Genomic DNA, 12,291 nt, shown 5'->3' with positions numbered 1-12,291 from the left:
CTCAGGGCGCCACCGGGGTCACCGCGGTGGGCGCACCATCGACCAACTCGACCACCAGTGCGTCCTTGATGGTCTCGTGGTCGGAGGTCACCCGTAGCCGGCCGGTGACGCCGGACAGGCCCTGGGTCTCGACCATCGCCCGTTGCACCTCGACGCCGGTCGGTTCGCGGGCCCGCCGGATCGCCTCGATGATCATCAGCGTCGCGTCGTGGGCCAGCGCGCTCGACCTGCTCGGGTCGGCGCCGTCCCAGGTGTTCCGATAGCTCTCGATGTACTGCGCCAACCGTGGGCTCCCGGTGTCCCACGGCGCGTAGTCGGTGCTGAAGTAGACGCGGTTCAGCGCGCCGGCGCCGGCCGCTTCGAGCAGGGCCGGGTCGTCCAGTTCGTCGATGCCGAGCACCGGTTGGGCCAGCCCGGATTCGCGCAGCTGCGCGATCAGGTGACCGGTCTCCCAGGGCGGCGCCGCCACGTACACCACGTCGGCCGGCGCTTCGACGAGCCGGGCCGCGTAGCGCCACAGGTCGGTATCGTCGGGGAGGATGACGTCGTCGGTCACCACCTGCCCGCCGGCGGCGCTGAACCGCTCGCTGAACCCCTCGGCGAAGTTGGCGTAGGCGCCCTCGGTGAACCGCAGCACAACGGCGGTCCGGGCATCCAGTTCGTCGACTGCGAAGTTCGCCATCGCGGCGCCATGCTGCCGGTAGCCCAGGCAACTTCGGAAGAGGTACGGGTGCGGGGCCTGCTTGGTCATGGCCAGCACTTCGCTGCTGCAGGCCAGCGTCGACACCGCGACGATCTCGTGCCGGTCGGCCACCGTGGCGGTGGCCCGGAAGAGGTTCTCGGTGACCGGTCCGAGCACCGCAAGCGCTTTGTCCTGACTCATCATCTGGGCGCTCAACACCACCGTCCGACCGGGTTGCGAACCGTTGTCCGCCACAACCATCTCGATGGGCCGGCCGTCGATGCCGCCGGCCGCGTTCACCGCGTCCACCGCCACCTGGACGCCCTTCAGCGCCGAATCGCCGTACCATGCCAGCTCACCGGACTGCTCCAGGTTCAGCCCGATCCGGATGGTCTGGCCCAGGTGGGGTTGGCGACCGGCGCTGCCCCCGCAGCCGGCCACCAGAGCCAGGGCCACGACCGCGGCCACCGATCTGACCAGGCGTCGCCGCACCGACATCGCGTCCGACCTTCGGAGTCAGTCGTTCCGTAGCCGGTACTTGAGGGTGAACCCGTCCATCTCCGCGATCCGGCGTTCGAGTTCGGTGGTGTTCAAGGTGTTGACGCCCAGCACCACCAGGCTGCGATCGAGGTTGCCGCGGTAGACGGCGATGTGGGTGATGTTGGTCTGCTCCGCCCCGGTGACGGAGGCCAGCCTGGCCATCACGCCGGGGGCGTCATCGGCCTCGATGACCAGCCGGGTGCCCCTCTCGCGGGCCCCATTCAGTTCGATGAAGGCGTCCAGCAGGTCGCTCTCGGTGATCACCCCGACCAGGTTGTCGCCGTCCATGACCGGAAGCATCTCGATCTTGCGGTTGCGCATCACGATGGCGGCCTCTTCGAGCAGCGCGTTCGGGCTGATGGTGACCGGGTCACGGGTCATCACCTTGGACACCTTGAGCTTGCTGAACAGGTAGGCGATCTCGCCGGCGCTGAACGAGGTGGCCGCCGACGGGGACGCCCGGTCGATGTCCGACTGGGAGACCACGCCGACCAGCCGGCCGTTCGAGACCACCGGCAGCTTGCGGACCTTGTTCTGCTGCATCACCTCGATCGCCTCGGGCACCGTAGCGTCCGGCCCGATGGTGAACGGGTTGTTGGTCATCCGCCACTTCACGAACATTGATCAACCTCCAAGGTAGGCGCGGCGCACTTCCTCGGTCGCCAGCAGGTCCTTCGGCAATCCGCTGAGCACGATCTTCCCGGTTTCCATCACATACGCGCGGTTGGCGACCTGCAGCGCCATGTTGGCATTCTGCTCCACCAGCAGGATCGTGGTACCGGTTTCGTTGATACCGGCGATGATGCTGAAGATCTCCTGCACGAACAGCGGCGCCAGGCCCATTGATGGCTCGTCCAGCAGCAGCACCTTCGGCGCCGCCATCAGCGCCCGGCCCATCGCCAGCATCTGCTGCTCGCCACCGGACAGGGTGCCGGCGTCCTGGGTGCGGCGGTCGGCCAGTACCGGGAAGCGGTCGAAGACCCGCTGCAGGTCGGTGGCCACGCCCTGCCGGTCGCGGCGCAGGAACGCCCCCAGCTCCAGGTTCTCCAGCACCGACATCCGCGGGAAGACCCGGCGACCCTCGGGCACCTGCACCAGGCCGCGCTTCACCCGGTCCTGGGCCGACGTCCTCGAGATGTCCTTGCCCTCCAGCCAGATCTGTCCCCCAGCCGGCCGCTCCAGACCGGACGCCGTGCGCAGCGTGGTGGTCTTGCCGGCCCCGTTGGCGCCGATCAGGGTGACGATCTCGCCGGCCTGAACCTCCAGCGAGATGCCCTTCAGCGCCTGGATGCCGCCGAAGTTGACGCGGAGGTCCCTGATCTCAAACACCGTTGACCTCCTGCCCGAGGTAGGCCTCGATCACCCGCGGGTTGTGCTGCACTTCGTCGGGGGTTCCGGACGCGATGACGATGCCGTGGTCGAGCACGTAGATCCGCTCGCAGATCGCCATCACCAGGCTCATGTCGTGTTCGATCAGCAGGATCGTCAGGTGGTAGTTCTCGCGGATCCAGCTGATCAGCTCGGTGAGCTGGGCGGTCTCGGCGGGGTTCATGCCGGCTGCCGGTTCGTCCAGCAGCAGCAGGCGCGGGTTGGTGGCCAGCGCCCGGGCGATCTCGAGGTGGCGCTGCTCGCCGTAGGACAGGTTGCGGGCCAGGTCGTGGGCCTTGTGCTCCAGCCGCAGCAGTTGCAGGAACTCGCGGCTGCGGTCCAGCACCTCGGCTCGCGCCCGGGACCAGGCCGGGGTGTGGAAGAACGAGCTGATCAGCGAGTAGGTCTGGGCCTGCTCCATTGCGATCACGACGTTGTCGAGCACCGAGAGGTCCTTGAACAGCCGGATGTTCTGGAAGGTGCGGCCCACCCCGGCGCGGCAGATGTCGTAGGGTTTGCGTCCGCCCAGGCTGATCGTGTTCTCGCCGGGAGTGAACTTGATGGTTCCCGCCGACGGCGGGTAGACCCCGGTCAGCAGGTTGAACGCGGTGGTCTTGCCGGCCCCGTTCGGGCCGATCAGGCCGACCAGTTCCCCCGGTTGCAGGGTGAGGTCGACGTTGCTGAGCGCGGCCAGGCCACCGAAGTTGCGGGTGAGGTCGGTCACCTCCAGGATCGGTGTGGTCATCCGGCGTCCTCCGCGCTCACCTTGGCGCGCGGGCCGCGGCTGGGCAGCAGCCGCTTGAACATGGCCAGCGAGACCTCACGCGACCCCATGATGCCCTGCGGACGGAAGACCATCAACAGCACCAGCACCGCCGAGTACAGGATCATCCGGATCTCCGGGAACGGCTGCAGCAGCGTGGAGACGATGGCCAGCAGTACCGCGGCGATGATGGAGCCGGAGATCGAACCCAGACCGCCCAGCACCACGATCACCAGGATGTTGACCGACTGCATGAACCCGAACAGGTCGGGCTTGATGAAGTAGAAGTAGGACGCGTAGACCCCGCCCGCGATCGCGCCGAAGAAGGCACCCACGGTGAAGGCGAGCGTCTTGGCCTGGGTGGAGCGCACACCGATGGACTCGGCGGCGATCTCGTCCTCACGAACCGCGACGCAGTCACGGCCGTGCCGCGAACCCAGGAAGTTGGTGATCAGCACGACGGTGCCGACCGTCAGCACGAACAGCCAGCTCCAGTTGACGAACTGCGGGATCCCGGACAGCCCGGCCGCGCCATTGCTGAACTCGAAGTTCAGCAGCAGGACCCGGATGATCTCGGCCATGCCCAAGGTGGCGATCGCCAGGTAGTCGCCGCGCAACCGCAGGGTGGGCAGGCCGATCAGGAAGCCGACCAGCGCGGACAGCACCGCCCCGGTCAGCAGGCCGAGCACGAAGCCCGGCACCGTCGGGATCGACATCGTGATCAGCGCGGTCGAGTAGGCCCCGATCGCCATGAACCCGGCGTGCCCGAGCGAGAACTGGCCGGTGAAACCGGTGATCAGGTTGAGGCTGACGGCCAGCATGATGTTGACGCAGATGGTCACCATGGTGGCCTGGATGTAGGCGTCGATGACGCCCACCTGCACCAGCAGCAGGACGCCGAAGTAAACCGCGGCCAGGGCGGCGGTCTTGACCAGGATGGCCTTGCGCCGGGCGGTCATCACACCTTCTCCCGCGCGTTCTTGCCGAGCAGACCGCTCGGCTTGACGATCAGCACCAGGATCAGCAGCGCGAACACCACCGCGTCCCGCAGCATCGAGAAGCCGACGCTGGCGACCAGGGTCTCGGTGGCGCCGATGACGTAGCCGCCCAGCAGCGCACCGGGGATCAGGCCGATGCCGCCCAGCACGGCGGCGACGAACGCCTTCAGGCCAGGCAGGATGCCCATCAGCGGGTTGACCGAGTTGTAGTAGATGCCGACCAGCACACCGGCCGCGCCGGCCAGTGCCGAGCCGAGCGCGAAGGTGAACGAGATGGTGTTGTCGACGCTGATGCCCATCAGCTGGGCGGCGTCGCGGTCCTGGGAGACCGCGCGCATCGCCTTGCCCAGCCTGGTGCGCTGGACGATGAACTGCAGCCCGACCATCAGCAGCACCGAGATCGCGATGATCAGGATCTGCAGCGAGGTAATGCTGACCTCGCCCAGCCGGAAGGTGCGGCTCATGAACTCGGGCAGCGGCGGATAGGCCCGGCTCTGCGCACCGACGAAGTACATCATCGTGTACTCAAGCAGTAACGAGACCCCGATCGCCGTGATCAGGACGGCGATCCGGGTGGAGTTGCGCAACGGTTTGTAGGCCAGCCGTTCGATCACCACGCCGAGCACGGTGCAGGCTGCCATGGCGATCAGCAGCGAGACGAAGAAGTCCAGGTTGAGATGGGCCATGCACGCGTACCCGACGTAGGCACCCACCATGTAGACATCGCCGTGGGCGAAGTTGATCAGCTGGATGATGCCGTAGACCATCGTGTAGCCCAGCGCGATGAGCGCGTAGATGCTGCCCAACGACAGGGCGTTGATCAGCTGTTGGAGTATCTGGTCCATCCGGTTGCTTCCTGGTCAGGGCACGATCATGGGGTGGAGGAACCACTCCCCCACCCCATGATCTTCAGCTCACAATGCGGCAGGTTCGGCAGAGACGGGGACGCCGTCCTGCAGTTCGATCACCAGGGCCTGCTTGATCGGCTCGTGGGTCTCGGGGTCGATACTGAAGGTACCAGTGACGCCGGAGAAGTTCTGGGTCTGCTCCATGGCCTGCGCGACCGCCTCGCCGGTCAGCTCACTGGCCCGGCCGATGGCGTCGGCGACGAAGTAGGCGGTGTCGTAGCCGAGCGCGTTGAACGCGTTGGGGTCTTCACCGTACTTCTCGTTGAAGGCAGCGATGAAGTCCTGGACCTGCGGGTCGGAATCCAGCGACGAGTAGTGGTTGGTGTAGTAGACGTCGTTCAGCGCCTCGGCGCCGGCCTTCTCCAGCAGCACCGGAGAGTCGAAGCCGTCGCCGCCCAGCACCGGCTGGGTGATGCCCAGGTCGCGGGCCTGCTTGATGATCAGGCCGACCTCCTCGTAGTAACCGGGCACGTACATGACGTCGAACTCGAGCCCGCGGATCCGGGTCAGAACCGAGTTGAAGTTGGTCTCACCGGCGACGTAGCCCTCGTCGCCGACGATCGTTCCGCCGGCCTCCTCGAAGGTGGCCCGGAAGTTGTCTGCCAGACCCTTGGCGTAGTCGGACGAGGTGTCCTTGAGGATCACCGCGGTCTGGGCGTCCCGGTTCTTGGTGGCGAAGTTCGCCATCGCGGTGCCCTGGAAGGAGTCGGAGAAGCAGGTCCGGAAGGCGTACTCCTGCAGCTGCCCGTTGCTGACGGTCACGTCCTCGGCGGTGGCGGAGCCGGAGATCACCGGGATCCGGTTCTGGTTGGCGACCGGGATGGTGGCCTTGAACGAACCTGAGGTGGCCGGACCGATGATCGCGACGACGTCGTCCTGGGTCATCAGCTTGGTGGCCAGCGTGGTGGCCTCGGCAGGCTCGGACTTGTTGTCGTACTTGACGATCTCGACCTGCTTGCCGTCGACGCCGCCAGCGGCGTTGATCTCCTCGAAGGCCATCTCGATACCCTTGACATTGGCGTCGCCGTAGGTCGCGACCGGGCCGGAGAGCTCGTAGTTGACGCCCACCTTCACCACTTCGGCATCGGAACTTGCCGTACCGGAGTCGCCGCCGCAGGCCGCGAACAGCGACAGCGACAGTGCAGCGGCCGCGATCGCGGCGAATCTGCGCTTCATGTGAACCTCTTTCGATCAGTCAATCCGTCGTGCCCGAAGACTATTACGCTCCACCAGTTCCGGCCGGCGCGTCTCAGCCGCGCCGCGTGGGTCGCGACCAAGTTGTTACCTGATCGCGACCCAACCGTTGCCGGCGGGAGTCATTCGTCGATGTCCTCGCGGCCCTGCCAGCGCAGGATCAGCTTGTGGATCTCCTGGATCCACAGCACCGAGGACGCCACCGCCAGGCAGAACAGCCACTGGCCGAGGCTCAGCGCGGTGGTGCCGAAGGCGTCCTGCAGGAACGGCACGTGGACCACCAGCACCTGCAGCGCCAGCGCCACCAGCACCGCCCACCACAGCCAGTGGTTGGAGAAAGCGTCCTTGAACGCGCTCTGGTAGGCCGAACGGGAGTTGAACGCGTTGAACAGCTGCGCCAGCACCAGGGTGGTGAAGGCCGCGGTGCGGGCCATGTCCACGCTGCCTGAGCCGTCGAACAGCCCGCCCGGCAGGTACCAGTCGAGGACGAACAGGGTTGAGACGCCCATGATCAGACCCAGCAGCAGGATGCGTCCGCCCATGTGCCGGTTGATCACCCGATCGGTGATCTTGCGGGGTTTGCGGGCCATCACGTCGTCGACGGCCGGGTCGACGCCCATCGCCAGTGCCGGAGCGGAGTCGGTGAGCAGGTTGATCCACAGGATCTGGGTGGCCAGCAGCGGCGCGATGAGTGAGCCGTCCTCCATCCGCAGTCCCAGCACACCGGCCAGCAGCGTGCCGAAGAAGACGGTGATGACCTCACCCATGTTGGAGCTGAGCAGGAAGCGCAGGAACTTGCGGATGTTGTCGAAGATGATCCGGCCCTGCTTGACCGCCGCCACGATGGTGGCGAAGTTGTCGTCGGCCAGGATCATGTTCGCGGCCTCCTTGGTGACCTCGGTGCCGGTGATGCCCATGGCCACGCCGATGTCGGCCGACTTCAGTGCCGGGGCGTCGTTCACCCCGTCGCCGGTCATCGAGATGATCTCGCCCTGCGCCTGAAGGGTGTCGACGATCCGCATCTTGTGCTTGGGTGTCACTCGCGCGAAGACCGAGTGGTCCCGGACCGCCTGCGCGAACCCGGCGTCGTCCATCCGGTCGATCTGGACGCCGGTGACCGCTTCCTCGCCGGGCTCGACGATGCCCAGGTCGGAGGCGATGCGGGCCGCGGTGGCCGGGTGGTCGCCGGTGATCATCAGCACCCGGATTCCCGCCCGGTGCGCCTCGGCGACGGACGCCGCGGCCTCGGTGCGCGGCGGGTCGATCATGGCGGCGATGGCGACGAAGCAGAGGTCGGATTCGTCCTCCTCGTCGAACTCCTCACCGAGTTCGGCCACGCTGGCCAGGTCGCGGAAGGCGACCGCCAGGGTGCGGTAGGCCTGCCCGGCCAACCGTTCGGTCTTGGCCAGGATCCGGGCGCGCCGCTCGTCGTCCAGCGGCACCTGTTCGTTCCCCACCAGCACGGTGCTGCAGTTCGACAACAGGACGTCCGGTGCACCCTTGGTGTACATGACTGTGCCGGCGTCGGGCAGTTCACCGACCACCGACATCATCTTGCGTGCGCTGGTGAACGGTACCTCACCAAGCCGTTCGTAGGCGCGGGTGTCGTTGATGACGCCCTCGACCTTGTGCGCGGCGACCAGGAAGGCGGCCTCGGTGGGATCGCCCTGGATCTGCCAGCTGCCCTCCTCGTCCCGGTCGAGGCTGGCGTCGTTCGCGATCGCTCCGCCGCGCAGCGCCACCTGGGCCTCGGCCAGCACCTTGGTTCCGTCCATGAGCGGCTTGCCGGACTCGGTGACGCCACCTTCGGGGCTGTAACCGACGCCGCTGATGTCGATCTCGCCGCTGGCCGTCACCACCTTCTGGATGGTCATCTCGTTGCGGGTCAGGGTGCCGGTCTTGTCGGACGCGATGACCGACGCCGAGCCCAAGGTTTCGACCGAGCTCAGGTCCTTGACGATGGCGTTCTGGGCGGCCATCCGCTGGGTGCCCATCGAGAGCACCACGGTCAGGATCGCCGCCAAGCCCTCGGGAACCGCGGCCACGGCCAGCGAGACCGCCAGGATCAGCGCGTCGATGATGGCGTTGAGGTCACGGTTGGGCGACATCAGGATTGCGGTGGCCATCACGACCGCGGCGATGATGATGACCGCGATGCCCAGCACCTTGCCCAGGTACTCGATCTCCCTGGTCAGCGGTGAGGGTTCCTCCTCCGTGCTGTCCAGCATGGTGGCGATCGCGCCCATCTCGGTGGCCATTCCGGTGTGGGTCACCACCACCCGGCCGACGCCCTGGGTGACCGCGGTGCCCTTGTGCACCATGTTGGTGCGGTCGCCGAGCGCCACCTCGCCGGAGAGCACCCCGGGCTCCTTCTCGACCGGTTCGGATTCGCCGGTCAGCGAGGATTCGGCGATCCGCAGGGCGGAGGAGTAGACCAGCCGACCGTCGGCGCCGACCTCGTCACCCTCCCCCAGCACCAGGATGTCCCCGACCACCAGGTCGGTGGAGTTGATCTCCATCCGCTTCTCGTCGCGCAGCACCACCGAGTGCGCCGTGGTCATGCTCTGCAGCGCGGCGACCGCGTCGGCCGCCTTGGACTCCTGGACGTAGCCGAGCACCGCGTTGAGCAACACGATCAGCGCGATGACGATCGCGTCCACCGGAACCGGGTCGGACCCGGGGTCCAGCGCCCAGGCGATCGTCGAGATGACGATCGCCCCTAGCAGCAGGTAGATCAGTGGCGAGTTGAACTGGGCGACGAACAGCTTCCACCTGGGGGTGGGCGGGGTGCCCTGCAGTTCGTTCGGGCCATACTCGGCCAGGCGGCGGGCCGCCTCCTGCGAGCTGAGACCCGTTTCCGGGTCGGTGCCGAGTGCTGCGGCAACCTCTTCGGCCGTGCTGGTGATCGGGTCTATCTCAAGGGTGTGGGCCACCAGTCCAACCTACGACGCACTCTCAAGCCGAAGCACTGATCGTCGACGGATCACACCCGGGAGGGTGGACGCGACCGGCGGGCCGGCTCAGGAGTCGGCGGACTCGTCCTGGCGAGCGCGGCGGGCACGGCCGACCGCCTTCTCGACCTCGACGACGACGAAGACCAGCAGACCCACCCCGACCGGGTACAACCACTGGGCGGGATTCAGCGGTGCCGAACTCAGCGCGGTGTTCAGCAACGGTACGTAGGTGAACAGCAACTGCAGGACGATGGCACCGGCCACGCAGATCCAGGCGATCGGGTTGGTGGTGAACATCGCCAGCCGCAGGCTGGACTGCCGCATGTACCGCACGTTGAACAGGTAGAAGATCTGGCCGAAGACCAGCGTGTTGACCGCCATGGTGCGGGCCACCTCGAGGGAGTAGCCGGTCTGGCTGATCGTCAGGCCGAAGATCAGCAGCGTGGCGCCGGCGATGATCAGCGACACGTAGATGATCCGGGCCAGGGTGAGCCTGCTGAGCAGGCCGCTGTTGGGGTCGCGTGGCGGCTGCTTCATGATGTCGGGCTCGGACGGCTCGAAGGCCAGCGCGATCGACAAGGTGATCGAGGTCAGCATGTTGACCCACAGGATCTGCACCGGGGTGAGCGGCAGCGACAGCCCTGCGATGATGGCGATCAGGATCACCACGCCCTCGGCGCCGTTGGTCGGCAGGATGAAGACGATCGACTTGCGCAGGTTGTCGTAGATGGTCCGGCCCATCTCGACGGCCTTCTCGATGCTGGCGAAGTTGTCGTCGGCCAGCACGATCTCGGCCGCCTCCTTGGTGGCCTCGGTCCCCTTGATGCCCATTGCCACCCCGACGTCGGCACGCTTGAGCGAGGGGGCGTCGTTCACGCCGTCGCCGGTCATCGCCCCCACTTCCCCGTTGGCCTGCAGGGCGGTGACCAGCCGCAGCTTGTGCTCCGGTGAGGTGCGGGCGAAGACATCGCTGGTCCTGACCAGCTCCTGGAGTTCGGCGTCCGAGGCCTCTTCGATCTGGGATCCGGTGATCGCGGTCCGGCCGTCGCCGATACCCATCTCGCGGGCGATGGCCAACGCGGTACCAGCGTGGTCGCCGGTGATCATCTTCACGTCGATACCGGCGCGCTGGCACTCGGCGATGGCCTCGATCGCCTCCGGGCGAGGAGGATCGATGATGCCGTACAGGCCGAGCATCACGAAGCCACCGGAGTCCACGTCATCGGCGGTCAGTTCATCGGCATCGTCAGCCGTCCGCACGGCGGCAGCGAGGACGCGTAGTCCCTGCTCGCTCAGCCGGTCGATCTCGTCCTCCCAGTGCTGGTGGTCGAGGTCGTCGCGAGCGTCCGGGCCGGCGCCCTGCCAGCTGCACAGGGCGAGGATGCGGTCCGGGGCGCCCTTCAGGTTGACGATCCGGGCGCCGCCGTGGTCGTCCAGGGTGGCCATCCACTTGTTGGTGGAGTTGAACGGCACGCCCGCCACCCGCGAGCCGCCGGCCTCGAACCCGGTCTTCATGGCGAGCACCCGCAGGGCCCCGTCGGTTGGCTCACCGAGCAGCTTCCAGTCGTCGTCGGCGCGGCGCACCTCGGAGTCGTTGGCCAACCCGGCGACGGTGATCAGCGCGCGCAGGTCGTCGTGGTCGTCGAGGCTGACCGGCTGGCCGTCCCGCTCCAGCTGACCCTCCGGGGCGTAGCCGGTGCCGGTGACCTGGTACTGCCCGGAAATCGTGACGACCTGCTGGACGGTCATCTCGTTCCTGGTCAGGGTGCCGGTCTTGTCCGAGCAGATGGTGGTGACCGAGCCCAGCGTCTCCACCGAGTTGAGCTTGCGGGTGATGGCGTTGCGCTTGGCCATCAGCTGCACACCCCGGGCCAGCGTGATGGTCAGGATCGCGGGCAGCCCCTCGGGGATGGTCGCCACCGCGAAGCCGATCGCGGCCACGAACAGCTCACCGAGGGTGAAGTCGTGGAAGATCAGGCCGATGAAGAACAGCAGGACCGCGATCCCGACGACGATCAGCGAGAGCACCTTGCTGAACCGGGCCATCGCCCTGGTCAGCGGGGTGGCCAGGGTCTCCACTTCGGCGACCATGGTGTTGATCTTGCCGATTTCGGTGTGCTGGCCGGTGCCGGTCACGACGGCGAGGGCGGTGCCGGCGGTCACCAGGGTGCCGGAGAAGGCCATCGACGAACGGTCGCCGATGCCTGCGTCGGCGTCCACCGGGTCGGTCTGCTTGTCCGACGGCACTGATTCGCCGGTGAGTGCGGCCTCTTCTACCTGCAGGTCGGTGGCTCGCAACAACCGTACGTCGGCCGGGACGCGGTCGCCGGCACCCAGCCGGACCAGGTCGCCCGGCACCAGGTCTTCGGCATCCACCACTACCCACTCGCCGTCGCGCCGGGCGGTTGCGGTGGCGGACAGCATCTGCCGGATGCCCGCCAGGGCGTTCTCCGCCTGCCCCTCCTGGACGTAGCCGATCACGGCGTTGAAGACGACCACCAGCAGGATCAGCGCGGTGTCGATCCAGTGGCCCTGGACGCCGGTGATCACGGCAGCGGCCAGCAGGACGTAGATCAGCGCGTCGTTGAAGTGCTTGAAGAAGCGCTTCAGCTTCGATTCCTTCTGCGGCTCCGGCAGCCGGTTCGGCCCATGGCTCTCCAGCCGAGTGGCTGCCTCCTGGGCGCTCAGGCCGTCGTCCGAGGCTCCCAGCTGGGCGAGCACCTGTTTGGAGGGCAGGGCGTGCGGGGTCTCGGGCACAAGCATGTCCTGGCGTTCGCGCGCAATCTGGGTATCCATGACACCTCCACCGTATGCAATGAACCGTTGCGACCGTCCGACGTCGTGTTGATTAAGCTCTTGGCGTCATTTACCCCGGTGAGTCTAT

Annotated in this window: 9 protein-coding genes; all 9 read right to left on the bottom strand. The window is 67.0% G+C overall.

The window, feature by feature from the left end:
• Nucleotide 1 precedes the first annotated feature (1 nt).
• The 9 genes from WBL05_RS08380 to WBL05_RS08340 all read right to left on the bottom strand — a co-directional run bounded on the left by WBL05_RS08380 (nucleotide 2) and on the right by WBL05_RS08340 (nucleotide 12,203).
• Entirely contained in the window at nucleotides 2-1,180 is a 1,179-nt protein-coding gene (locus WBL05_RS08380) for an ABC transporter substrate-binding protein (protein WP_424225173.1), read from the bottom strand.
• A gap of 18 nt (nucleotides 1,181-1,198) precedes the next feature.
• Nucleotides 1,199-1,843, bottom strand: coding sequence for a CBS and ACT domain-containing protein (locus tag WBL05_RS08375; protein WP_424225171.1), 645 nt, complete (start codon nucleotides 1,841-1,843; stop codon nucleotides 1,199-1,201).
• 3 nt (nucleotides 1,844-1,846) lie between these two features.
• Entirely contained in the window at nucleotides 1,847-2,551 is a 705-nt protein-coding gene (locus WBL05_RS08370) for an ABC transporter ATP-binding protein (protein WP_424225169.1), read from the bottom strand.
• Nucleotides 2,544-3,335 (bottom strand): ABC transporter ATP-binding protein, encoded by a 792-nt coding sequence (locus WBL05_RS08365; RefSeq protein WP_424225167.1) that lies wholly within the window; start codon nucleotides 3,333-3,335, stop codon nucleotides 2,544-2,546. The genes WBL05_RS08370 and WBL05_RS08365 overlap by 8 nt, the downstream gene beginning before the upstream one ends.
• Nucleotides 3,332-4,312: a branched-chain amino acid ABC transporter permease gene (locus WBL05_RS08360; protein WP_424225165.1), complete on the bottom strand. Its 981-nt coding sequence runs from the start codon at nucleotides 4,310-4,312 to the stop codon at nucleotides 3,332-3,334. Before WBL05_RS08360 ends, WBL05_RS08365 begins: the two co-directional genes overlap by 4 nt.
• Nucleotides 4,312-5,196, bottom strand: coding sequence for a branched-chain amino acid ABC transporter permease (locus WBL05_RS08355; protein WP_424225163.1), 885 nt, complete (start codon nucleotides 5,194-5,196; stop codon nucleotides 4,312-4,314). The genes WBL05_RS08360 and WBL05_RS08355 overlap by 1 nt, the downstream gene beginning before the upstream one ends.
• 69 nt (nucleotides 5,197-5,265) lie before the next feature.
• A complete protein-coding gene (locus tag WBL05_RS08350) occupies nucleotides 5,266-6,435 on the bottom strand; it encodes an ABC transporter substrate-binding protein (RefSeq protein WP_424225161.1) in 1,170 nt (389 codons plus the stop codon).
• A 140-nt stretch (nucleotides 6,436-6,575) separates the two neighbouring features.
• Nucleotides 6,576-9,386, bottom strand: coding sequence for a cation-translocating P-type ATPase (locus WBL05_RS08345; RefSeq protein ID WP_424225159.1), 2,811 nt, complete (start codon nucleotides 9,384-9,386; stop codon nucleotides 6,576-6,578).
• Nucleotides 9,387-9,473: 87 nt separating this feature from the next.
• Complete coding sequence (locus WBL05_RS08340) at nucleotides 9,474-12,203, bottom strand: cation-transporting P-type ATPase (RefSeq protein WP_424225157.1); 2,730 nt, start codon at nucleotides 12,201-12,203, stop codon at nucleotides 9,474-9,476.
• Nucleotides 12,204-12,291: the final 88 nt, after the last annotated feature.

The organism is Brooklawnia sp. (assembly GCF_049651565.1).
In the GTDB taxonomy this organism is placed as follows: Bacteria; Actinomycetota; Actinomycetes; order Propionibacteriales; family Propionibacteriaceae; genus Brooklawnia.
Note: the sequence above shows the minus strand (reverse complement) of the source record. Positions and strands in the feature narration are given on the sequence as shown.